Annotated in this window: 19 protein-coding genes and 1 tRNA gene; 13 read left to right on the forward strand and 7 right to left on the reverse strand. The window is 64.5% G+C overall.

What is annotated here, in order from left to right; translation table 11 throughout:
- Window positions 1–123: 123 nt before the first annotated feature.
- Window positions 124–483, reverse strand: a complete 360-nt coding sequence (locus NL2_RS04605) for a DUF1905 domain-containing protein (RefSeq protein WP_068072224.1) — start codon at window positions 481–483, stop codon at window positions 124–126.
- A complete protein-coding gene (locus tag NL2_RS04610) occupies window positions 483–1523 on the reverse strand; it encodes a peptidylprolyl isomerase (RefSeq protein WP_068072228.1) in 1041 nt (346 codons plus the stop codon). The genes NL2_RS04605 and NL2_RS04610 overlap by 1 nt, the downstream gene beginning before the upstream one ends.
- 105 nt (window positions 1524–1628) lie before the next feature.
- On the opposite strand from NL2_RS04610, the gene NL2_RS04615 reads away from it, so the two are divergent.
- A tRNA-Ser gene (locus tag NL2_RS04615) sits at window positions 1629–1719 on the forward strand.
- A 524-nt stretch (window positions 1720–2243) separates the two neighbouring features.
- On the opposite strand, the gene NL2_RS04620 is transcribed toward NL2_RS04615, so the two are convergent.
- Window positions 2244–4625 carry a TonB-dependent receptor gene (locus tag NL2_RS04620; RefSeq protein WP_068072231.1) on the reverse strand — a complete coding sequence of 794 codons (2382 nt, stop codon included), beginning with the start codon at window positions 4623–4625 and terminating at the stop codon, window positions 2244–2246.
- Between the two features lie 389 nt (window positions 4626–5014).
- Between NL2_RS04620 and NL2_RS04625 the strand changes: the two genes are divergently transcribed.
- Window positions 5015–5812 carry an SDR family NAD(P)-dependent oxidoreductase gene (locus NL2_RS04625; RefSeq protein ID WP_068072236.1) on the forward strand — a complete coding sequence of 266 codons (798 nt, stop codon included), beginning with the start codon at window positions 5015–5017 and terminating at the stop codon, window positions 5810–5812.
- Between the two features lie 21 nt (window positions 5813–5833).
- Here NL2_RS04625 and NL2_RS04630 read toward each other — a convergent pair whose 3' ends face one another.
- Window positions 5834–6544, reverse strand: coding sequence for a CoA transferase subunit A (locus NL2_RS04630; RefSeq protein ID WP_068072238.1), 711 nt, complete (start codon window positions 6542–6544; stop codon window positions 5834–5836).
- Window positions 6545–6770: 226 nt separating this feature from the next.
- On the opposite strand from NL2_RS04630, the gene NL2_RS04635 reads away from it, so the two are divergent.
- The 9 genes from NL2_RS04635 (at window position 6771) to NL2_RS04675 (ending at window position 16225) form a co-directional block, all read left to right on the forward strand.
- Window positions 6771–7520, forward strand: a complete 750-nt coding sequence (locus NL2_RS04635; RefSeq protein WP_068072244.1) for an SDR family NAD(P)-dependent oxidoreductase — start codon at window positions 6771–6773, stop codon at window positions 7518–7520.
- 174 nt (window positions 7521–7694) lie between these two features.
- Window positions 7695–9389 carry an FAD-dependent oxidoreductase gene (locus NL2_RS04640; protein ID WP_068072247.1) on the forward strand — a complete coding sequence of 565 codons (1695 nt, stop codon included), beginning with the start codon at window positions 7695–7697 and terminating at the stop codon, window positions 9387–9389.
- A 26-nt stretch (window positions 9390–9415) separates the two neighbouring features.
- Window positions 9416–10651, forward strand: coding sequence for a cytochrome P450 (locus tag NL2_RS04645; protein ID WP_245647570.1), 1236 nt, complete (start codon window positions 9416–9418; stop codon window positions 10649–10651).
- 149 nt (window positions 10652–10800) lie between these two features.
- Window positions 10801–12033, forward strand: a complete 1233-nt coding sequence (locus NL2_RS04650) for an acyl-CoA dehydrogenase family protein (protein WP_068072249.1) — start codon at window positions 10801–10803, stop codon at window positions 12031–12033.
- A 41-nt stretch (window positions 12034–12074) separates the two neighbouring features.
- Window positions 12075–12590: an ester cyclase gene (locus NL2_RS04655; RefSeq protein WP_068072251.1), complete on the forward strand. Its 516-nt coding sequence runs from the start codon at window positions 12075–12077 to the stop codon at window positions 12588–12590.
- Window positions 12591–12683: 93 nt separating this feature from the next.
- Entirely contained in the window at window positions 12684–13217 is a 534-nt protein-coding gene (locus tag NL2_RS04660; protein ID WP_068072254.1) for a VOC family protein, read from the forward strand.
- 52 nt (window positions 13218–13269) lie between these two features.
- Window positions 13270–14634 carry an aromatic ring-hydroxylating oxygenase subunit alpha gene (locus tag NL2_RS04665; RefSeq protein WP_169799464.1) on the forward strand — a complete coding sequence of 455 codons (1365 nt, stop codon included), beginning with the start codon at window positions 13270–13272 and terminating at the stop codon, window positions 14632–14634.
- A gap of 24 nt (window positions 14635–14658) precedes the next feature.
- The gene (locus tag NL2_RS04670; protein WP_068072261.1) at window positions 14659–15237 is read left to right on the forward strand and encodes an aromatic-ring-hydroxylating dioxygenase subunit beta; all 579 of its coding nucleotides are present in this window, start codon (window positions 14659–14661) and stop codon (window positions 15235–15237) included.
- A 106-nt stretch (window positions 15238–15343) separates the two neighbouring features.
- Window positions 15344–16225: an AraC family transcriptional regulator gene (locus NL2_RS04675; RefSeq protein ID WP_084355865.1), complete on the forward strand. Its 882-nt coding sequence runs from the start codon at window positions 15344–15346 to the stop codon at window positions 16223–16225.
- A gap of 53 nt (window positions 16226–16278) precedes the next feature.
- Here the strand turns inward: NL2_RS04675 and NL2_RS04680 are convergent, their stop codons facing one another.
- Both NL2_RS04680 and NL2_RS04685 read right to left on the reverse strand, forming a co-directional pair.
- Window positions 16279–17148 carry a dioxygenase family protein gene (locus NL2_RS04680; RefSeq protein WP_068072563.1) on the reverse strand — a complete coding sequence of 290 codons (870 nt, stop codon included), beginning with the start codon at window positions 17146–17148 and terminating at the stop codon, window positions 16279–16281.
- A gap of 9 nt (window positions 17149–17157) precedes the next feature.
- A complete protein-coding gene (locus NL2_RS04685; RefSeq protein WP_245647571.1) occupies window positions 17158–18219 on the reverse strand; it encodes a maleylacetate reductase in 1062 nt (353 codons plus the stop codon).
- Window positions 18220–18393: 174 nt separating this feature from the next.
- On the opposite strand from NL2_RS04685, the gene NL2_RS04690 reads away from it, so the two are divergent.
- Window positions 18394–19710 (forward strand): cytochrome P450, encoded by a 1317-nt coding sequence (locus NL2_RS04690; RefSeq protein ID WP_157083030.1) that lies wholly within the window; start codon window positions 18394–18396, stop codon window positions 19708–19710.
- Window positions 19707–20333 (forward strand): O-methyltransferase, encoded by a 627-nt coding sequence (locus NL2_RS04695; protein ID WP_084355866.1) that lies wholly within the window; start codon window positions 19707–19709, stop codon window positions 20331–20333. Before NL2_RS04690 ends, NL2_RS04695 begins: the two co-directional genes overlap by 4 nt.
- 11 nt (window positions 20334–20344) lie before the next feature.
- Here the strand turns inward: NL2_RS04695 and NL2_RS04700 are convergent, their stop codons facing one another.
- Window positions 20345–22756 (reverse strand): membrane-bound PQQ-dependent dehydrogenase, glucose/quinate/shikimate family, encoded by a 2412-nt coding sequence (locus NL2_RS04700; protein ID WP_218006092.1) that lies wholly within the window; start codon window positions 22754–22756, stop codon window positions 20345–20347.
- Window positions 22757–22916 lie beyond the last annotated feature (160 nt).

Consider the following 22916-nt stretch of genomic DNA (forward strand, 5'->3'; position numbering starts at 1 on the left):
CACCATGCGTCCCCGCGAAGGCGGGGACCTCAGGCAGGTATGCGCGGTTGACTTGCCCCGCCCGAGGCCCCGGCCTTCGCGGGCGCGCAGGTGAGTTTCGGCGGACCCCGACCGCCAAGACCGCTAAACCTCCAGCATCACCGCTACCATATCCCCCTCGCCGATCCCCTCGGCCTTGCGCACCGCGGCCTTGACCGGCAGCATCCAGCCTTCGTCCTTCGACGGGAACACCGAGGTGGAAAACCGTGTGTCGCCGATCGTGGCGGTGACCTTGAGCGAGCCGAACCCGCGCGCCAGCCCTTCCAGCCGCCGCATCAGCGCGGTGGCGGACAGGGCCTCGCCCGCCGCACCGTCGACGGTCAGGAAGTGCCACGCTGCCGGCGCACCCGGGCTGGTCCAGCGCCACAGCGGGCCGGTGTGGGTTACGACGTCTTGTTCATCCCCATTTCCGCTCGTCCTGAGCTTGTCGAAGGATCGGGCCATCACTTCGCCCGCCGCACCGGCACCGGCACATTGCAGATGTCCGCACCACCTGCGGGCCGGATGAAAAACGGATCGCGCCGGTTGGCCCGCGCATCGGCATAGCGGGCGAAGCTGGCGCTCTCGGTCGACAGGTACTCGAAGCGCGGCTGCTCGGCAGCGGGCAGTTCGGACGCCAGCCGGATCGAGCGGATCGGCGTGCGCTCGTCAGCCGTCTTGTAGAATCCCAGCACCTCGGTCCCGCGCGGCAGCGAGGACAAGTGTTCGATCCCCTCGATCACGCGGCCCACCAGTGCGATATTGCGATCGAGATGGCGCGGCGGCGTGCCGATCACGCTGTAGAGTTCGGCGCCCGAGCCGGTATCGGGCGACAGATCGCGCCCCACGCCGACCATGCCGTAGCAGTGGATGGGCCATAGTGATGGCGGGGGAGGCGGGTCCGCGACGACGCCACGCGGAATCTTCCCTCTAAATCGATAGCCGCTGTCATTGACGCCAACTGGCCAGCCTCGAACAAAAGTACTTATCGGCGCGTAGGCATCTTTCGGTCTGATTCTGGAAGGAGTGACTAGTGTGCGAACCGTGTAATAAATCTGATGTGCTGAGAACGAGATATACTGACTCTCCGGCACCTTCACCAACCCCGTCGGCAACGCCTTGGCCTTCGCCTTGTCCTCGCCATCGGCATCGCCCCACTGCGCGACGTAATTGTCCTGCACGCGGTTCACGCTCGTCCCGTCCCACCAGTGCGCGGCGGCCAGCTTGCGGATATTGCCGATCCAGCCTTGGGAGAACGGCGGCGGCATCAGCTGGATCACCACGCGGCGCGTGCGGCCCTTGGCGTCGGGCGCCAGTTCCATCACCAGCAAGTCCGCTGGCGCCATTCCCACCCAGTCCGAAGCCGGCGCACCCGCCACGATCTCGCTCGGGGCAAGCGCGGGTTTGGCCGGTGTCGCAGCCGGTGAGGGCGGCGGGGCTTCGGACGCCGCGGCAGGCAGCGCGGCGGCAACAAGCGCGAAGGGCGCCAGCAAGGTCCTGATCATCCCCACCTTGTGCCAAACCGCGCCGCGCAAGGGAAGCGCGGCTTGCGGAAGCCCACCTTGCGCTGACGCAGCCATGCCGCTACGGGCACGCCTTCCAGAGCATGCGGAGCGGTGGCCGAGTGGTCGAAGGCGCTCGCCTGGAAAGTGAGTATACGCCAAAAGCGTATCGAGGGTTCGAATCCCTCCCGCTCCGCCACGGACCTGTTCTCAGTGGTCCGAAATGGACAATGGGGATGGCTTCCTCCTGATTACCGATGCTTAGCAGACAGGTTCGGCCTCGCCCGTCCTTGCCCGTCCAGGCCCATCCACCGAATCGGAGGGGCGAGATCGTGGCACGTTCGGTCGAAAATCGTGGTACTTTCAGGAGACCAAAGATGGATCACCGATGCCACGGGTCGGCTCGGTCAGCTGCGGAGCCGGGAAGTTCAGCCGCACCACTCGCGAGACCCAGGATCGTTGAGCCCCTTCCTTGGCGTCCCGGCACCTTGTCCCTCACGTGGAGCGTACTGTCGGCAGCTGAAGCCGACTGTGCACCGGCCACGCTCGGGCACCGGCCGCATCATTGCACTGCGACGCTGGTGCAGGGGCCGTCCACGCCATCCCGTCAGTCACGTGCCGGCGCCCAAAATCTGCTGACCGCCTTTTACGCCCGAAGACATGCAAAACCCCACCGGCTGTCTCGCAGCCGATGGGGGTCGATTATCGCCGGAAGAAAGAACGTCAGAATCTGTACGTTGCGGTCACCCCATAAGTGCGCGGTGCGCTGATGCTGGATGTGGCAATGCCGACCAGCTGGTAAAGCCCGGTGAACGGCGCATCGTAGTATTTTACCTGCGTCAGGTTCTGGCCCCACACAGCGAGTTCGATGTCGGGGTGGGCGAGATTGTAGGTGAGGCGCGCATTCATGTTGTCGTGGCCCTTCACCAGGCCAAGATCGTTGAGCCGCGAAATCAGCGCGGGTGTGAGCGCGGGATTGGTCGGGTTGAAGCTGTTGGCGTAGAAGGCGAACGTCGAAATATGCGAATAATCGGCGTGCAGCGAGATCTTGCCGCCCGGCACGTCCGCAGTCTGCGTCGCGCCGATCGACCAGGTCCACCTGGGCGCTTCGGGAACCGGCTCTCCGCTGCGGTCATAGAACGGCGTGGCGGCAACGCCGGTGGGCGCCAGAAAACTGCCGGCCACGTATTTCGAATGGAGGTAGGCAACGTTTCCAGTCAGTTCCATGCCCTCCCACGGTAGGATCGTGGATTCCAGTTCGCCACCATACTGGCGCGCGTTGCCCGCGTTGATCTGGAACTGGGTGGTGCGACCAGCGATGATCGGGTTGACGTTTTCCTGCAGCGAGCTGCGCCAGATATGGAAGGCCGACAGGTTCAGCCGGACATGCCGGTCAAACAGGTCGGTCTTCACTCCGGCTTCGATATCGCGCACAGTTTCCGGGCCGATCGATTCCAGGCCGGGGGCTGTCGCGCGGAAGTTGATGCCGCCGGCCAGCGAGGCGCCGCTGGTCTTGAGATAGACGAAGGTCACCGGGCTGACCTGATAGTCGACGCTGGCCAACCACGCAGGGTAGGAGAACTTGCCGCCGCGCGCGTCGTTGCAGCCACCAGCCGGATCGCGCACGGTTGGCGTGGGCACAAACCCGGAAACCACGGCGCAGGCGGAGTCGCTGAAATCGGGCAAGACGCCGCCATTGCGGCCATGGCGTACCGCGTCGCGGCTGTCCCATGTGTAGCGAATGCCGCCCGTGACCCGCAGATTGCTGGTCACATGGTAGTTCAGCTGGGCGAAAATGCCGCGCGAAAGCGATTTGTAATCGGTTGAATCCCGCGCAAACGGGAAGGGGTTGCCGCCGAAGAATTGCTGGTCCGAAACGGTGTCTTCCTTGCCGCTTTCCTGAAAATAGATGGCGCCCACGATCCAGTCCAGTTCCCCGAGCTTCCCCGACGCCTGGATTTCCTGGCTGAATTGCTTGTTGCCGTAGTCGCTGGAGAAGCTGACGCCGCGTGCCGGGCTGCCGTCAATATCGACGTTGCTGGTGCTGCGGTCGGTGCGATAGGCGGTGATCGACTTTACATGCACAGCGCCAAAATCGATATCGAGGTTGGCGTTGATGCCCTTGGACACCACTTTGTCGCCGGCCTGATCGATGGCCGGGTTGCCGCTCGCCCCGGTGCCGACGGGAACGTGCAGTACGGTGTTGACGTACGAACCGGCACCCACGGTGCGGCTGTAGCTCTTGTAGAAATCGTCCTTGGTGTTGACGAGCGAGGTTCCGAAGAATGTCTTGCCCAGGCCGAAATCGTCCGAAATCTGGACCGAGGCGAGGCCATTGTCCCGATAATCGGTGAAGTCGCCACTGATCAGAAGCTTGATCGGCAGGCTATCGGGATGCCACAGCAGCGAGGCGCGGCCCTGATAGTTGCCCTTGATGTCGTTTTCGCGCATCCCGGTCGTCAGGTTCTGGACGTAGCCGTCGCGTTTTTCATAGCGGCCGGCAAACCGCGTGGCGACGGTTTCGCTCAGCGGAATGTTGACCACGCCTTCCGCCGAATAATGCGCGTAATTGCCATAGCCCAGCTTGAGGTAGCCTTCGAACGCATCCTTGGGCGCCTGGGTGGTGATGTTGATCGCGCCGCCGGTGGTGTTGCGGCCAAACAGCGTGCCCTGCGGTCCGCGCAGGACCTCGGCGCTGGCCAGATCCAGTACGCCCGAGTTCCCCAGGATGGGCCGCGCCTGATAGACGCCATCGATGTAGATGCCGACAGGCGAATCGTTGCCCGAACCCGGGTTCGCCTGGCTCTGGCCGCGGATCGAGAAGTTCGCGACCAGCGGGCCGGCGGTGCCGCCGCCGAGCGAGGCAAAACCCGGCGTGGTGCGGGTGAGATCGCCCAGGCGGACGATCTGCTTTTCCTGAATCTGCGCCGCCGATACCGCCGTCACGGCCACAGGGGTGCGCTGCTGGTTTTCCGAGGACCGTCGGGCCGTCACCACGATGTCTTTCAGGCCCTGGTCGTTGGGATCGGCCTCCGCCGTCGCGGCGGTCGCGGCTCCGGCATGGGCGAGGCCCGGCGCGCCGATGATGGTTGCTGCTCCGAGCATGGATCTACAGATAACTGAATGAAAACGCATAAGCCCTCTCCTCTTCCGCTCAGACCAATTGGTTGGTTTCGCTTGCGGGAAGCGGTTAGGGAACACAAAGCAGGGGCGTATGAAAGAGCTTGTCCTACCGTATCATCAATTGTCCGGTCAGAGCAATTTACCAAACGCTTGGATCTTGAGGGTCCACTTTCGATATGTGGAACTTTATAGTTACGCAAATTTCATAATGATGGGCATGATAGGCGAAGAATCGGCAATTTTGTCTTGTTAGATATACATTTGTCCTGTCTGAAACGATATTATCATTTGGACCGTTGTCAGTTGGTCTTACCAACTGCGCCAGAGCTGATGCGACACCGCTGACGCGAAAGTTGCTGGGAGAGGATACCATGACACGTCTCGCCGGGCGCGTGGCGCTGGTCACCGGATCGCTGCGCGGGATCGGCAGGGCGGTGGTCGATCGGCTGCATGCCGACGGCGCCTCCGTCGTTGTCTCGGACGTCGATGATCCGCACGGGGATGCAGCGCTGGCCATATCCGATGATTTGCCGGGCGCACGGTACCTGCAGCTCGATGCCACGAGCGAGACCGCGTGGCAGGCCGCGCGAGACCGTGTGATGCGCGATTACGGTCGGTTGGACATACTGGTAAACAATGTCGGCGCAGAAACCTCATCTCCGGTGCAGGACATGGATCTGGCAGAGTGGCGCCGGATGATGGCGATGAACGTGGAAAGCGGGTTTCTGGGGGTCAAGACCTTCCAGCCGCTGCTGGCGCAAACGGGCGGTCTGACACCTTGTGGGTCCAGCATCGTCAACGTCAGTTCGATGATGGGGCTGGTCGCACTGCCCAATACATCGGCCTACAGCACGGCCAAGGGCGCGGTGCGTCTGTTCACCAAATCGATCGCGGTGGAATTCGCGAAAGCCGGCGTGCCGATCCGCGCCAACAGCGTGCATCCGGGGTATGTCGACACCGGCATGCTCCGCAACGGCCTGTCGCGGGTCGCAGCGCAGTCGGGGATCGACAGCGACGCGCTGGTCGCCATGACCGAACAGTGCGTGCCGATCGGCCGCATGGCCAGACCCGGCGAAATCGCCGGCGTCATTGCCTTTCTGGCCAGCGATGACAGCAGCTACATGACCGGTGCCGAACTGGTCGTCGATGGCGGCATCACCGCGATGTGAACGGTCGCACCGTTGTGCGGATCACCCCGTCGCCCGCTGCCGCACGGTCCGGTTCTCGATGCGCTTCTCGTTGACGGTCGATCGCACGATGCGGTGCACGTAGATGCCGGGCGTGTGGATGTGATCGGGATCGAGATCGCCCTCGGCGACGATTTCCTCTGCCTCCACCACCGTCACCGTGGCAGCGGTGGCCATGACGGGGTTGAAATTGCGTGCGGTCTTGCGGAACATCAGGTTGCCCGCCGGGTCTGCCCGCCACGCCTTGATGATGGCGAGGTCGGCCTTCAGCCAGTTTTCGCGAACGTACACTTCGCCGTCGAAGGTTTCTACCGGCTTGCCCTTGGCCACCACCGTTCCCACCCCGGTCCTGGTATAGAACGCCGGGATGCCGGCGCCACCGGCCCGGATCCGTTCGGCCAGCGTGCCTTGCGGGCTGAGTTCCAGTTCCAGCTCGCCCGAGAGGTATTGCGCTTCGAACAGCTTGTTGTCGCCGATGTACGAGGAAATCATTTTCGCGATCTGGCGGCTTTGCAGCAGCATCCACAGGCCAAAGCCATCGGCGCCGGCGTTGTTCGAAATGACGATCAGCCCGCGTACCCCTGCTGCCCGGATTTCAGGGATCAGACTCTCGGGATTGCCGGTCAGGCCAAAGCCGCCCGACATGATCGTCATCCCGTCAAACAGCAGGCCGTCCAGCGCGGCTGCGGGGCTTTCGTAGATCTTCGATGCCATCGTCCATTCCCATCGCGCGCGTTTGGCACGGCCGCGCCTAGCATGATTTGCCTGGCCGCTCCTTTGGCATTCGATGTCGCCTGGCGGACAAGCATCGCGCCGACGTAACATCGCGGGGAACCGTCTGCCGGCCCCGATTGACAACGGCTGTGGGCTGTGGACGAACGTCCCGCGCGCAATCAAGCGCCCGCATGCCGGGGTGCGGCGCATTCAGGGAGAGACCGTCATGCTTGAAGGATTGGGCATTCTGATCACGGGCGGTGCCAGCGGCATCGGGCGGGCAGCGGCAGAACTGTTCGCCGGTTATGGCGCTCGCGTTGCTGTCGCCGACATCGACCTCGCCGCCGCACAAGCGGTGGTTGAATCCATCGAAGCCGTTGGCGGCTCTGCCATCGCGCTTGCGGTGGACACGTCCGACCCGGTCCAGGTCGACCGGATGGTGGATGACGCGGTCGCCTGGCTGGGCCGGCTGGATGCTGCGTTCAACAATGTCGGCGTGGCGCATCCGCTGCACCCGGTCGAAGAACTGCCGCTGGCCGTGTGGGAGCGCACAATGGCTATTACCGCCACCGGCACGCTGCTGTCGATGCAGGCGGAATTGCGCCACATGGTCAAGGCGGGTGGCGGAGCGATCGTCAACACCGCATCAAACTCGGGTACGCACGGCACGCCGATGCTGGGTGGCTATGGCGCGTCCAAGGCGGCGGTGATCAATCTTACCAAGACGGTGGCGGTGGAATATGCGTCGCGCGGAATCCGGGCCAACGCCATCTGTCCGGGCGTGATCGACACGCCGCCGATTGCCGCATTGGCGGCGGCCGGCACCGATTTTTCGCAGATCATCAACGCGCCGATGGGGCGGATCGGCACGGCGAAGGAAGTTGCCGAACTGGCAGCGTGGCTGTGCTCGGGACGCTCGTCCTATGTCACCGGCCAGGCGATCTCGATCGATGGCGGGCAGAGCGCCACGCCGTGAGGCGCCGGTCCGGTTCCGCAATGTGGCTTTGATCGGACATTGCTGTCGTTGAGCGAAGATCGGGGCGTTCGGCAGTTGCAGCACACCCGGCCCGGCGTCTTAATCGGCCCCGAAATTGCGCGACGGACAAGTTCCCCAAGGGAATGCCCGCGCCATGACGGGAGAGCGCGGGCAATGGCCGGACAGGTGTGGGATCACGAATGCGATGTGTTGGTCGTCGGATCGGGCGCTGGCGGGCTGACAGCGGCGGTGGTGGCCGCCGACAACCACGCGCAAGTGATCGTTATCGAAAAGGGTGAACTGTTCGGCGGCACTTCGGCGACGTCGGGCGGCGTCCTGTGGATCCCGGCCAGCTATCTGGCGGAACAGGCCGGCGCGCAGGACAGCGTCGAGGAAGCCTTTGCGTATGTGAAGGACGTGGCGGGCGAGGAAGGATCGGACGATCTCATCCGCACGTATGTAACACAGGCGCGCGAAATGCTGCGCTACATGATGCAGCATAGCGATGTGCAGTATAACGCGATCCCCTATCCCGATTACCAGAGCCACCGCACCGGCGGTAAAAAAGGTTATCGCAATCACGATGTCGAACCGCTCGACGGGCGGGTGCTGGGTGATGACCTGGAACGGATGCAGCGCACCCACCCGTCCAACATGCTGTTCGGCAAATATGTCTGGAATACCGCCGAGGCATCCAAGCTGATCACCCGCACGCCGGGCTGGATGAAGGCGATGGCGAGCACCTTGTGGCGCTATTATTCCGACGTCGGCCAGCGATTGAAATCGTCGCGTTCGCGCTATCTGACCGGGGGCAATGCGCTGATCGGGCGGCTCAAGCTGTCGCTCGACAAGCGCGGTGTGGTGATCCGGACCGGGACGGCCTTGCGCGAACTGGTACGCGATGGGGACGGGCGGATCATCGGGGTGATTGCAGAACAAGGCGGGCGGCAGGTGGCCATCGGCGCACGGCGCGGGGTTATTCTAGCCGCAGGCGGGTTTGAACGCAGCAAGGAACTGCGCGGCAAATATCTCAAGGCATCGCCCAATCCTGACTGGAGCGGATCGCAGCCCTGCAACACCGGCGACGCGCTGGTCGCGGCGATGGCGGTGGGCGCGGCAACGGACCGGCTGGATTCGGCCTGGCGGGCACCGGCGGTGCATGTGCCGGGCGAAGATCGCGCGCGGCCGCTGTTCATCGAACGCTCGCTGCCTGGCGCGATCATCGTCAACCAGGCCGGCCAGCGCTACATGAACGAGTCGACCGATTATCATCTGGCCGGGCAGGCGATGGTCGACAACGACCGTCCGGGCGCGGGCACTTCGCCGTCGTTCGTGATCTTCGATGCGGTGTTCAAGTGGCGTTACCCGATGGGCCCGGTGATGCCGATGCTGCCGGTGTGGATGCTGCCCAGGGCGGTCCGCTCGATCCTGTTTCGCGATGCCACGATTGGCGGCCTCGCGCGCAAGCTGGGGCTGGATCCGGCCGTGCTGGAACAGACGGTGGCGCGCTTCAACGCGCATGTCGAACGCGGGCGGGACGAGGATTTTCACCGCGGCGAGAATTTCTACGATTCGCTGTTCGGCGATCCACGGTTGCCCAAGAATTCCGCGCTGGCCACCGTGGCCAAAGGGCCGTTCCATGCCTTGCGCATCTATCCCGGTGATATCGGCACGAACGGCGGACTGGTCACCGATACGCAAGGCATGGTGGTCGATCAGGCGGGCAAGCCGATCGCGGGCCTTTATGCCACCGGCAACCTCGTCGCCTCGCCGATGGTGCGGTCCTATCCCGGCGGTGGGGCAACCTTGGGACCGGCGATGACGTTCGGCTATCTGGCCGCGCGTCACGCCATGGGCGCCAACAGATGAGCGCGACTTCAACCGGAGTTGATCAGATGAACGACAGCATCGTCGCACCACCCCGGCCCGCCATCCCGGATCACGTGCCACCCGAACTGGTGTTCGATTATCCGCTGATCGTCTCGCGCAAGACCACCGAAAACCCGTTCGACCGGATCATCCCCGAGGTCGCGTCGTGGCCCGATGCGTTTTATGCCCCCGGTGCGGTGCCGACGGGCGATGCGGCCTGGGTGTTCCGCCGCGCCGCCGACGTCCGGCGCCTGTTCAAGGACACCGACAATTTCACCGCGCGCGGCTGGGCCAGTTTCAGCGGGCTGATCGGCGACAGCTGGTATCAGGTGCCGGTCGAATACGATCCGCCCGAACACGGCCCCTTGCGCGCGCTGCTGAACCCGCTGCTGTCGCCCGCGCGGATGATCGCGCTGGATGCCAAAGTGCGCAATTACGCCCGCCACTACATTTCGCTGTTCAAGGACCGGGGCTATTGCGAATTCATGAGCGAATTCGCGTTCAAATTTCCCATCGCGGTGTTCCTGGAACTGATGGGCCTGCCGCACGAGGATGTCGATCAGCTGCTCACCTGGGAAATGGGCCTGCTGCATGAACCCGATGTGATGAAGATCGCCGCCGCGACACGGTCGGTGCGCGATTACCTGCTGGTGAAACTGGACGAAAGCGCCAAAAATCCGCGCGACGATTTCATCAGCTTCATCGCCAGTGCCCGGCTGGCGGATCGCGCACTGAGCCGCGACGAGCAGGTCGGCATGGCGTTCAATTTCTACACCGGCGGGCTCGATACGGTATCGACCAACATCGCGCTGCATTTCCGGCATCTGGCCGAAAACCCCGATCATCAGGCGACGCTGCGAGCCCATCCCGATCGGATTCCGCTGGCGACCGAGGAGTTGCTGCGCGCCTATGCGGCGGTCACCACTTTCCGCATCTGCACGCGCGAAGTGGTGATCAATGGCGCGCGGGTGATGCCCGGCGACCGGGTGGCGCTCAGCACCACACTGGCCTGTCGCGACGAGGGCAAATATGACAATCCCCACGAAATCCGATTCGATCGCGGGCCGCAACATGAAGCGTTTGCCTTCGGGCCGCACCGCTGCGTGGGGATGCATCTGGCCCGCCGCGAGATGCATTGCGCGCTGGAGGAAGTGCTGGCGGCGATCCCGCAATTCCGGATCGAGCCGGGCGCGACCATCGTGTCCACGCTGGGGCCGATCATCCAGCCCGAGACGTTGCCGCTGGTCTGGAATCGGCCTTGAGTTGCGGCGAAATGATAACCCGTCCGCTGCCCTACACCGATGGCCGATCTACTACGCTGGCCGGGATTGCACAGAAATCAGGCCAGCCAATAATAGGATCGACCGGGAGCCTCGCATCCCGGCCTATCTACCGACCTTGAGAGGCATTGATGCTTAAAACTGCGCCAGCGGCAGCCGTTTCGACCGATACCTTCGGCTTTGACGAACAGGCCGGTGAAGATGCGATCCAGGCCGCGATCGGCTTGCGGGAACTGCTGCGCTCCGAGGCTCGCAACGGCGATATCCAGCGCTATCCCTCCAAACGGGTGATTGACGCGCTGACCGCCGCCGACTTGTGGGCGGTCGCCGTCCCCAAGCGGCTTGGCGGGCGCGGCGCTTCGGCCACCGCGCTGACGCGCATGGGCGCCGAACTGGCCAAGGGCGATCCTTCCGTGGCCTGGGTATCGCAGATCATCAACGGCACCACTTGGGTCACCTCGATCGGGCCCGATGCGCTGCAGGATGAAATATTCGCCGATGGCGTGCCGCGCATCGCCGGCGCGTTCAATCCCCCGGGCACCGCAACGCCGGTCGAAGGCGGTTATCGCGTGACCGGCGCCTGGCCCTATGCCTCGGCGATCCGGCATACCCAGTGGAGCCAGTGGGGCATCAAGATCGTGCATCCCGACGGCACCGCAGTGCCGGGAAATTTCTGCTACATCCCCACCGACGAGCTGACCATCGAGGATACCTGGTACGTCACCGGGCTGCAGGGCACAGGGTCCGACACCGCGGTGGCCAAGGACGTGTTCGTGCCGGAAAACCGCGTCGTCCATGCGGCCAGGTCGTACAACTTCGTCGAGCCGGGCAAGCGCCATTACGGCGCGGCTTCGGACTATTTTGCGCAGATGGCCTTCGTCCACCGCACGATGACCGGCACGCCGCTCGGCGCAGCCGAGGGACTGCTGGCTGCGGTCAGCGAAACGGCCCAGATCAAGCCCATGGTCGGCACCGTCTATGCCCGCCAGATCGATTCCCAGGTGATTGTCAGGGATATCGGCGAGGCGGCGATCAAGATCGATGCGGCGCGTTTGCTGATCGAGGATTCCACCGGCGTGATCGACGCGGCGGCGCTGGCCTTGCGCGGACTGACCGAGCGCGAGCGAGCCCGCAACAAGGCGCAGGCCAACTATGCCGTGCAGATCCTGGGCGAGGCGGTGCATTCACTGATGAATGTCGCGGGTTCAGCGGCGTTCAACAATGCGAATGTCGCCGCCCGGTACTGGCGGGACTTCAACATGGTCGCGCGCCATTTCGGCAATATCCCCTCGGTCGGCCATGAAGTCTATGGCCGGTCGCTGGTGGGCCTGCCCCCCGGTGTCGTTCCGCCGTTCATGTACTGAGGCACGACCCAGACCCTATTCACGCGAGAGGATGCACAGCAATGATCGACAAGGAATTGTTCAACCACACGCCGGAACGGCGCACGCAACTGGTGCAAGGGTTGACGGACAAACAGGCCAAGATGGCCAATCACTGGATGGATCTGTTCGATCAGGCCTTCAATGTCGGCGATTTCGTCAAGATGGACGAATTTTTCCATCCCGACATGACCTACAGCAATCCCAACCGTCTGGATCTGGGGCCGTATGTGCAGTGGAAGACCTCACCGGTCGCGCTGTACAAGACCTTTCCGCCCTCGGTCTATCGCGTGCTGGAAGTCTACGGCAAGGGCGAGGACAAGATCTGCGTGTTCTGCAACCATCAGGGCGAGCAGACGGGCGGACCCTACATGGGTATCCCGCCGGTCGGCCAGAAGATCAACGTCCACTGGTTCTCGGTGCTGACCTTCAAGGACGACAAGATCATCAACATCTATTCCATCTCGGACGTGCTGACCATGCTGATCGATATCGGCGTGATCCCCAAGGACAAGCAGCCGGTCGACCCTTACAAGTAAGTCCGGCCCTAAACGTAAATCCGGTGGGGGCGAGTGGTTCTGCAAGGATCGCCCGCCCCCAACCATGGGGGCGTCAGACCCCCGTCATGGAGAATGAAGATGTCCGATGCGGCGGCGCGGTTTGTAGGCAAGCAGTTCGATCAGGTCGCGTTCGTGGTCGACCGGCTGGAGCCTGCGCAGGAAAAATTCGGCGGGCTGTATGGCATTTCGAATTGGAATGTCTGGCGCAATCTGGCCGATGGCCAGATCAACAAGGCCTATCGCGGCACGCCGGGCGATTACCAGTTCAGCTGCGCTTATGCCTATGTCGGCGATCTGCAGGTGGAGCTGTGCCAGCATGATGACGGGCGGAGCATCTACAAGGACTGGCTCGACACCCGTGGTCCCAGCCTGCATCATCTTGGGTTCCGACTGGATACGCGCGCCGAATACGACGCCGCGGCGGCCAGCTTCGTGGCGCAGGGCGCACCGCTGGCAATGGGCGGCGAGATCGAGAATACCGGCGTGTGGGCCTATTTCGATACGGTGGACCAACTCGGCTGCTACACCGAACTGTATTGGTCTGCCCCGCACGTCCTGAAGATTTTCGAACAGATGAAGCGCGGTGAGCAGGTTTCGCTCACGTGATCGTATGGAGCATGGCATGACGGCGAGCGATGCGGCTGGGGACGGAGGGACGATGCCACGTCTGAAAGATGGAACGCTGGTCCGCGACCTGTTCAATCACGATAAGCGCGAAGTGCAGTTGCGCGTGCACCACGATGCCGAAATCTTCGAGCTGGAGATGGAACGGATTTTCGCAAAGTCCTGGCTGCCCGTCGCGCACGAAAGCGAAATTCCCAATCCCGGCGATTTCGTGCGCCGTTACATGGGGCAGGATTCATGCCTCGTCGTGCGTGGTGACGATGGCCGGATTTCGGTCTTGCTCAATGCCTGCTCGCATCGCGGCATGGCGCTGTGCCGCGAGGAAAAGGGCCGGGCAGCGAATTTCAAGTGCCCCTATCATGGCTGGGCGTTCAGCAAGGAGGGCCGCTTCATGGCGGCACCGTTCGAAAAGCAGATGTACGGCGACCAGTTGCGCCGCGATGCCGACGATCTGGGGCTGGTCACCGCCAAGACCGGTATGCTGGCCGGCATGATCTTTGCGAACTGGGATCACGACGCGGAGAGTTTTCAGGACTATCTCGGTGATTTCGCCTGGTATCTTCAGGCCGCGCTGGAGCGGACCAATCGCGGGCTGGAGGTGGTCGGACCGCCGCAGCGCCACATCATGCGCGCCAACTGGAAGCTGCTCGCCGAGCAATTGGCCGATGGCTATCATGCTCGTGCGCTGCACCAGTCAGCCGGTGATATGGGCACGCTGGGGCACAATCCCAACGATCCCGCGTCCTGGGGCCTGATCGGGATCAACGTGAGCACGCCGGGCGGTCACACGCTGCGCTGCATCGACATGCGCCTGGCCTATAATTTCGAAGGCCTTTCCGCAGAATCCACGGCCGAGCAGCGGTTGACCGCGATTCCGCCGCCGGGTGCCAATCCGGAGATGGTCAAGGAATTCGGGCAGAACCTGTCGGACGGCCAGATCGCGCTGATCGCCGATACACCGCCGCTGGTGATGGGGCTGTTTCCGGGCACCGATTTTTTCACCCTGATGAGCGTCAGCGGGTCTGAAGACGGCAGCCACGGGCCGGTCATGGTCGCGCGCACCTGGATCCCGCGCGCGCCCGACCTGTTCGAGATGCTGACCTGGATTCTCGTGGAAAAGGACGCGCCCGAGGAATTGCGCGAGAAAACCAAACGCACGACGGTGCGCAACTTCGGGATCAGCGGTTATATCGAACAGGACGACGCCGAGGCATGGCAGGGCATCCAGAAATCCGTGCAAGGACCCATCGGCCGCAAGCTTACCGGCAAGTACCAGGCACAGGTTGGCATTGTGAAGCCGGACGATTTTCATGGCGGCGGCGATGTCCATGCCGGTTTCAGCCGGGATGACGCGCAATGGGCCTGGTGGAAGCGTTATGCCGAAGTGATGAGCAACTGAGTGCCAGAGTGGAGCGGCGGACCGGTGACCGAAACCTTGAACCCAGACCAGCCATCGGATGCAAGCGTGCCGGCTTTCGGCGCGGGGCGCCGCCTGCGCGCGACCGAGCCGCGTTACATGGAAGTGCTCGATTTCCTGTGGGAGGAGGCATCGGTCCTCGATCGCGACGACTTGATCGGCTGGAAAGCCATGCTGGATCAGGCCATCGTCTATCGCATGCCGGTCTGCGTCACGCGCAAACGCCATAGCGGCGAGAGCTTCGAGACGGCAACGATGCACTTCGATGAAGACTATCTGTCGATCGCCTTTCGCATCCGGCGCTTTGTGGAAACCCAGGCATGGGCCGCCGATCCTCCAACTCGTGCCCGGCGTTTCGTGACCGGGGTACGCGTCTGGCAAGGGGCCACGCCCGATGTTTTCGATGTCACCAGTTCGCTGCTCCTCGTCCGCTCGGCAGACGATGATTACCGCACGGACATCTTGACGGCCGAAAGGTTCGACCGCGTCCGGTTTGCCGCCGATGGCACGCCGTTGCTGCGAGATCGCAAGATAATCGCCGATCAGTCCACGATCGGCACCCACAACCTTGCGGTTTTTCTCTAGATTGGCGTGCCCGCGACAGCAATCGTGGTTGCCCTTTCAGGAATCTTTGTGCCATCAATCCCGGCAAAATATAAAGGTGTGGGCCAAGCCCATCCGGGAGAGTGAGATGATTGTTGATTGCCTGCCCAAGCCCAGCAGCTTGGCCGGAACGGTCGAATGCGAGGCGCGTAGCCCGTCGAGCGTGATCCAGATCAACCGCTATAGCTGGGACGAGCCGTGCGAAGCCTTGTTCAAGCCCGATACGCCGATCATCGATATCGTGCTGTCGCGTCGCAAGGCCAGTCTGGATTGCTCCTTTCTGGAACTGTCGCGGCCGGAATCGCGCCGGGTGGGCGATATTCTGTTCATGCCGCCGGGCTACACCTTGCACAGCCGCTGGGATCGCGGCGCTCGCCGTTCGATGTGCTGCGTGTTCGATCCGGCCAGCGTGTCCGATCTGTTCGATTTCGATTGGGGTGATCGCAAGCTGGTCGCCAGCCTGAGTATCGACAACGGGATCATTCGCGGCACGATGATGCGCCTCGTCTCCGAAGCGCTGGAACCGCAGTTTGCCAGCAGCCTGCTCATCGAATCACTGTGCACCGCGCTGGCGGTAGAACTGCGCCGGCATTTCGACGTGCTCGACAAGGACGATGCGCCGGTCGAAGGCGAGGGCGGGCTGAGCCACAACGAGTTGCGCCGGATTCGCGAAAGTCTGGAGGACGAGGACGCTTCGAACCCGATTACCGTCGCCCAGCTCGCCCGGAACGAGGGGATGAGCGTGCGTCATTTCTCGCGCTTGTTCCGCGCTTCGACCGGCGAGACAGTGAGCGAATACGCGGCGCAAGTGCGTATCACGCGGGCGATGCGCCTGTTGTGCGAGGAACGGCTGCTGATCAAGGAAATCGCGTTTCGTTGCGGATTTCAAAGCTCGTCCAGCTTTTCCTCCGCCTTTCGCCGCGCCACCAGCCTGACCCCGCAGCAATATCGCGTTGCCCGGCTGAATTGACCGCGCGCCGCTGCCGCACCATGCGGCAGGGCGCCAGGGCGGCAGACGAGGCTTCATGCCTGCCGTTGGTCATCCAGCACGAAAGTGTGATCGAGCGATACCCATGTGCCCGACATGGTCCGGCCTTGCGCCACGTCGCCGCTGGGGTGGATGACATAAGGCTGGATCAGCGATTCCTTGACTCCGAACACGACATCGGAATCGAGATAGACGTCCCCTTGCGCAAAGACATGGGTCACCAGCGGCCGGCAGCCGGGCGCGGTGATCTTGAAATGGATATGTTCCGGGCGCCACGGATGGCGGCCTTGCGCCGCCAGCATGGCACCCACCGGTCCATCGGTCGGGATCGGATAGGCAGCGGGGCGGCGCGTCCAGAAATGAAAGGCCCCGTCCGCATCGGCAGTAAAGCGGCCGCGACCAGCCAGACCGCCGGTCTTGTCCATCTGCTGGACGTCGTAGAAGCCGGCTTCGTCGGAATGCCACACATCGACGATTGCGCCGGATGCTGCCGCGCCGCTGGCCTTGCGCACCCGGCCCGAGACCAGCATCGGCAGCCCCTCGATCGCGGTGCCGATGTCGTCACCATGGCCGAACTCGGGCGGGGGCACGTAGAATGGGCCGAACACCGTCGTTTCGGTCACATCGCCACTGACCGGATTGTTGATCGCGTCGACCAGGGTGGACACGCCCAGCGTATCGGACAGCAGGATGAATTCTTGACGCTGGTCATCGCATTTCTGGCCGGTCGCCGTCAGGAAACCGATGCCGGCTTCCCATTCTGCGGGGGAGGGGCGGATTTCGCGCACGAAGGCATGCAGATGACGGACCAGCGCCTCGCTGATCTGGCGCGTCCGCTCGCTGCGTGAACCGGCCATCCTGGCTACCACGGCATCGGTAATGCTGCTTTCGTCGAATTCACGCATCATAGGTCCTCAGGCAAGCGGCGGCGATCCCGCCCAGGCGCGGCGCAGCAGCGCCTCGAGGGCATCACGTTCGATGGGGCGGGGATTGGGATAGGGATTGGCCGCGGCAAGATCGGCGGCTTGCGCAATCCCCGCTTCCGGCATGCCCAGATCGCGCAGCGCAGCAGGTGCGCCCAGTTGCTGGCCAAGTTCGAACAGCGCCAATGCCGGGGCTTGATCGGTGCCCAGCGCGCGTGCGATCCGGTCCATGGCAACGCTGGCCACCGCGTTATAGGCAATGGCATGGGGCAGGACGACGCTGTGCGTCTCGGCATGCGGCAGGCCGAACGTCCCGCCCAGCGTGTGGCACAACTTGTGATGCAGGGCCATGCCGACCTGGCCGAGGCAGGTGCCGCACAGCCACGCGCCATACAGCGCCTGTTCGCGCGCATCGCGGTCCGCCGGGTCCGTGTGCAGGCGGGGAAGCGCCTGGGCAAAGCTGCGGATGCCCGCTTCGGCCAGCATCGACGTGATCGGATTGCCCTCGGCGGCATAAAGCGCCTCGACCGCATGGGCGATGGCGTTGAGGCCGGAGGTGACCGACGCCGCAATCGGCAGGCTGAGAGTCAGATCGACGTCGTAGAGCACCGCGCGGGGCTGAATGACGGGCTGGCGCTGCGTCACTTTGCGCCCGGCATCGGTTTCGCCCAGGATCGGGGTCATTTCCGAACCGGCATACGTCGTCGGCACGGTGATATGGGGCAGGCCGGTGCGCAGTGCGATGGCCTTGCCCAGCCCGATCGTCGATCCGCCGCCCAGCGACACGATGCCATCCACCCCGGCCTCGCGCACTCGTTCAAGCGCCAACTGCGTCACCGCCTGCGGCGTGTGCATGGCGGCATCGGTGAAGCGGGCGACGGCCACATCGCCGAGCAAGTGTTCGGCCCGGTCGGCGAGCGAAATCTGCTGGGGCGTGGTCAGCACGATCACCCGCGTTGCGCCCAGCCGGGCCACTTCCTCACGCAAGTGCAGCAGGCTGCCGCTGCCGAAGCGGACGCGGGTCGCCAGGTTTTCGAATTGAAAGGCTTGCACCGGAACTCCCGCAGTCGCTGCTTGGGCGATAGGATGCATGACCGCCGCGCTCAACACCCGGCGGTGGCCTTGACCGATCCCGCATCCGCTTGTCCGATAGCCTACAGGCGACCGCGTTGACCCCATGCGCCGGCCAGCCGATCCCAAGCGCGAACAAACCAAGGATCGACCCTCGTGACAGCTGCCATGGGCGATACGCTCGCCGGCGAAACACCCGCCCCGGACGCGTTCCAGCCAGACGCCTTCGTTTCGGTCAGCGCGACGTATGGCGCGGGCGGCATGGCCGACCCGTATCCGCTGTATGCGGCGGCGCGGCGGGATGAGCCGGTGATGCCGGGCGATATCCTTGCCCGCTACGGCATTCCCTCGCAGGCCGATTACGCCAATGTCGGGCGGCAGGTGTTTACCGTGTACCGCCATGCCGATGTCGAGGCGGTGCTGGGCGACGATGTCACCTGGTCAAGCGATCTTCTGGCCGACGGGCTGGGCACGTTTCTGGGCGAGATGTTCCTGAGCGCGCGCGACGGGCGATCGCACCGGCAGTTGCGCGGCCTGCTGCAGACCTGCTTTGCCCCCGATGCGCTGCGGCGCTGGAAGGAAACACTGATCATGCCGCTGATCGAGCGGCAGTATGGCGATCGGATCCGGGGGCTGGGCCGCGCCGAGCTGCTGCAGGATATCGCGCTGCCTTTCCCGATCCACGCGATCTATACCGTACTGGGCTTTCCGGACGATCCGGTCTCGATGGCGCGCTTTGCCGATCAGGCGCTGCGCATCCTCAACGGGCCGCAGATCGATCCCGAAAAGGCCGAGGCCGCGATGGCCGGTGCCTTTGCCGCCGCCGCCGAACTGGACGAGAGCGTCAAGGCGATCGTCCGCGAAAAGCGCGCGGCGGCTGCCGCGGGCGACACGATGATCGAACGGCTGATCCATGCGGAACTGGATGGCGTGACCTTCACCGACGAACAGATCGCCGGTATCGTGCGGATGATGCTGCCCGCCGCCGCCGAGACGACGACGCGCACGGTGGCCAACCTGTTCACGTTGCTGTTCGAAAATCCGGCCGTGCTGGCACGGGTGCGCGCCGATCGCGGCCTGCTGGGCAAGGCGATCACCGAATCGATGCGGCTGGAACCGGTGGCCGGCTATCTCGCCCGGCGCGCCACCCGCGACACCGAACTGGGCGGCGTGGCGATCCCCGGGGGCGCGGCCGTTTCGCTGGTGATCGGTTCGGCCAATCGCGACGAGACGGTGTTCGAACACCCCGATGCGTTCGATATCGACCGCCCGTTCCGGCGCAGTTTCGGCTTTGGCCACGGGGTGCACATGTGCCTTGGCATGCCGATCGCCAAGCTGGAGCTGGAGGCGATTGCCAATTTCCTGCTGAATCTGCCGGGCCTGCGGCTGGACCCCGATCAGCCGGCGCCGGTCGTTCGCGGCCTGCAGTTCCGTAACCCGGGCGCCGTGCCCCTGCTGTGGAACGTGACATGACCATGGACATTGCGATCACCGCGCTGCTGAACGATCTGGAAGCCCGCTGGCAGCGCGAGCAGGCCGAGCAGGCCAGCCTGTCGCGCGCCGATGCCTATGCGAAAGTCGATGATTACCTGCTGCCGGTCGGACCGGAAACCGGGCGGCTGATGAACGACCTGATCCGCGCGTTGCGCCCCGCTGTCGTGGTCGAGATCGGCAGCTCTTATGGCTACTCCACCTTGTGGCTGGCCGAGGCGGCGCGCGCGGTGGGCGGCAAGGTTGTTTCGTTCGAAATCCACGCCGGCAAGATCGCGGCGGCGAAAGCGATGCTGGCGTCGGTCGATCTCGATCCCGTGGTGCGGTTTGTCCAAGGCGATGCGCTGGCCTCGCTCGAGGCGTTCGCGGGCGAGATCGGCTTTGTCCTGATCGATCTTTGGAAAGACCTTTATATCCCGTGCTTCGACCGGATCGCCGACAAGCTGGCGCCGGGTGCCATCGTCATCGCCGACAACATGACGTTCCCGCCCGATAACGCCGACAACGCGGTCGCCTACCGCGCCCGCATCCGGGCCGACGCGCGCTTTGAAAGCGTGCTGCTGCCGATCGGCGCCGGGATCGAGGTGACCCGACGCCTGCCGTAAACCGGGCCTGATCAGAGGCCTTGATGCGGCAGCGCAAAGGCGATCACATCGTCGCCCGGTGTCGATCCGATGGCCCGGTAGCCGCCGGCGACGACCACCACCATCTGCCGGTGGCTGTGCGGTGCCAGATAGGTCATCGGCGTCGCCTGCCCGCCAGCCGGGAGGCGCGACCGCCACAGTTCGCGCCCGGTCGTCACATCATAGCCGCGCACGTAATGATCGAGCGTGCCCGACAAAAAGACGACCCCGCCTGCCGTCGCCACCGGACCGCCCAGCGCGGGCACTCCCGGCGCAAACGGCAGGGGCAGAGGTGTCAGATCGCGCACGCTGCCGTTGGGATGGCGCCACGCCACTTTGCCCGAGCGCAAGTCGATGCCCGCGATCACGCCCCATGGCGGCGCCTGGCAGGGCAGGCCCAGCGACGACAGGAACGGCATGATGTTGACGCCGTACGGCGCGCCGGCATTGGGGCTGTTGCCGAATTCCGAAGCGCCGGCCGCTGCCGTAGCCCGTGCGTAGTCGGCGCGAGGGATCAGCCTGTCGACATAGGCCATGTAGTTGGGTGTCGCGATGGCCACCTGTCGCACCGGATCGACCGCGATGCCGCTCCAGTTGAACACACCCAGATGGCCGGGATAGACCAGCGTGCCCTGCAGTGAGGGCGGCGTGTACGGCCCTTCATAGCGCAATCGGCGAAAGGCGATGCGGCAGCGCATCTGGTCGAACGGGGACAGGCCCCACATGCCGCTTTCCGTTTCGCGCGAATGGGCCAGGAGGTTCAGCGCCGAGACGGGCTGGGTGGGCGCCGCATGGTCGCCCGGCACCGTTCCGCTGGGCACGCTGACTTCGCGCACCGGCAGGATCGGCTTGCCGGTGCGCCGGTCGAGGATGAAGATATTGCCGGTTTTCGTGGGCTGGACCAGCGCGGGCACTTTGCCACCGGGCATGTCGAGATCGACAAGGATGGGCTGCGATCCGACATCCATGTCCCACAGGTCATGGTGCACGGTCTGGAACGCCCAGCGCAAGGCGCCGGTGCGCGCGTCGAGCGCCACCACCGACGTTGCCAGCCGATCGACCGTGGCCGTGCGCGCGCCGCCGAATTCATCGGGCGTGGCGTTGCCGAGCGGCACAAAGATCAGCCCCAGCGCCGGATCGTAGCTCGACAGGCTCCAACTGTTGGGAGAGTTGTTGGTATAGGTCGTGCCGGCGGGCAGCGGCGCAGTGCCATCCGGGCGCCCCGCATCCCAGTTCCAAACCAGCCGGCCGGTGCGCCCGTCATAGGCGCGCAGCACGCCGGAAGGTTCGTGGACCGAGCGGTTGTCATCCACCTGCCCGCCGATGACGACCAGCCCGCCCGCCACGACCGGCGGCGAGGTGGAATAGTAGATCCCTGGCTGCATGCCGCCCATGCCGATGGCAAGATCGACGGCGCCGTCCTTGCCGAAATCGGCGCAAGGCTGCCCGCTGTGTGCGTCCAGCGCAAACAGGCGGGCGTCGGGCGTGGGCAGGAACAGGCGCGCTGCACAAAGGCCGGTATCGCCCGGCCGCGCTGGCGGCATGTAGGACAGGCCCCGGCAAGTCAGGAACGGCGCGCTGGCGCTGATCGCGGCGTGGGGATCGAACCGCCACAGCTCGCGGCCGGTTTCGGCATCAAGCGCGATGGCCTGGGCATGGGGCGTGCACAAAAAGAGTGCCCCGTCGATCTTGAGCGGGGTGACTTCGTAGGTCACCGACAGCGGATCGCCGGGGCGCGGCCAGTCGCCAGTGTGATAGTGCCATTCGGGCACCAAACGCGCGATATTGGCCGGGGTGATCTGGGTGAGGGGCGACCAGTGCCGCCCTGCAGCGTCGCCACCATAGGCGGGCCAGTCGCCGCTGGTTGCGGCATCGGCATGCGCGGCGGCGGGCAAGGCGCCGGTTGTGGTCTGCGGGGCGGCGATCCATGCGGCGATCGCGATGCCGATCGCGGCCGCGATCGCCGTTTGCAAGGGCAGCGCGGTAAAAGTCGATGTTGCCCGCAACGCGTCGCCACGCGCGATCCGCCGCCGCACCGGCCCCTGCAGCAGCACGATGCCGAACAGTACCAGCACCCCGCCGCGCGGCGCCAGTTGCCACCAGTCCAGCCCGACTTCGGCCAGCGCCCAGCCAAGCGTTGCCAGCAAGATCAGGGCGTAGGCCGGCAGCGCCGCCGGGTGGCGCAGCACGATCAGCAGCGCCACGACGAGCAGCGCAGCGCCCGCCGCGATATAATAGGGCGACCCGCCCAGCCGCAGCAGCGCCAGCCCGCCGACGCACAGATCGCCACCGGCCGCCGCCAGCATCAAGGCCAGCAGCAGGCGCAGCAGCGTGCCGCCCCGGGCTGCGCCCTGCGGGGCTGTGGCGCGATCGGAGGGCGCTGGGGCGCCAGACACTGTCGTCACTTGCGGATCCTTGCATTCTGGCCTGACGGCTTGGCTGGCCCTAGCCGATTGCGGCGGGCTGCCGAATGCCGGCAGGCCGATTTGGCCGATGACGCATAGCGATGTCCGCACAGCCACGACGGCGCGCGCATCGCGCGTCGGCCAAGCATCGCTTGTGGAG

Origin of the sequence: Novosphingobium lentum NBRC 107847 (assembly GCF_001590965.1) — a bacterium.
GTDB lineage: Bacteria > Pseudomonadota > Alphaproteobacteria > Sphingomonadales > Sphingomonadaceae > Novosphingobium > Novosphingobium lentum.

Coding starts and splice junctions, on each gene's coding strand:
- NL2_RS04620 (WP_068072231.1), bottom strand. CDS start 4,625: ATGCTCGGAGCAGCAACCATCATCGGCGCGCCGGGCCTCGCCCATGCC.
- NL2_RS04665 (WP_169799464.1), top strand. CDS start 13,270: ATGCCACGTCTGAAAGATGGAACGCTGGTCCGCGACCTGTTCAATCAC.
- NL2_RS04650 (WP_068072249.1), top strand. CDS start 10,801: ATGCTTAAAACTGCGCCAGCGGCAGCCGTTTCGACCGATACCTTCGGC.
- NL2_RS04630 (WP_068072238.1), bottom strand. CDS start 6,544: ATGGCATCGAAGATCTACGAAAGCCCCGCAGCCGCGCTGGACGGCCTG.
- NL2_RS04675 (WP_084355865.1), top strand. CDS start 15,344: ATGATTGTTGATTGCCTGCCCAAGCCCAGCAGCTTGGCCGGAACGGTC.
- NL2_RS04605 (WP_068072224.1), bottom strand. CDS start 483: ATGGCCCGATCCTTCGACAAGCTCAGGACGAGCGGAAATGGGGATGAA.
- NL2_RS04660 (WP_068072254.1), top strand. CDS start 12,684: ATGAAGATGTCCGATGCGGCGGCGCGGTTTGTAGGCAAGCAGTTCGAT.
- NL2_RS04695 (WP_084355866.1), top strand. CDS start 19,707: ATGACCATGGACATTGCGATCACCGCGCTGCTGAACGATCTGGAAGCC.
- NL2_RS04625 (WP_068072236.1), top strand. CDS start 5,015: ATGACACGTCTCGCCGGGCGCGTGGCGCTGGTCACCGGATCGCTGCGC.
- NL2_RS04640 (WP_068072247.1), top strand. CDS start 7,695: ATGGCCGGACAGGTGTGGGATCACGAATGCGATGTGTTGGTCGTCGGA.
- NL2_RS04635 (WP_068072244.1), top strand. CDS start 6,771: ATGCTTGAAGGATTGGGCATTCTGATCACGGGCGGTGCCAGCGGCATC.
- NL2_RS04645 (WP_245647570.1), top strand. CDS start 9,416: ATGAACGACAGCATCGTCGCACCACCCCGGCCCGCCATCCCGGATCAC.
- NL2_RS04610 (WP_068072228.1), bottom strand. CDS start 1,523: ATGATCAGGACCTTGCTGGCGCCCTTCGCGCTTGTTGCCGCCGCGCTG.
- NL2_RS04655 (WP_068072251.1), top strand. CDS start 12,075: ATGATCGACAAGGAATTGTTCAACCACACGCCGGAACGGCGCACGCAA.
- NL2_RS04680 (WP_068072563.1), bottom strand. CDS start 17,148: ATGCGTGAATTCGACGAAAGCAGCATTACCGATGCCGTGGTAGCCAGG.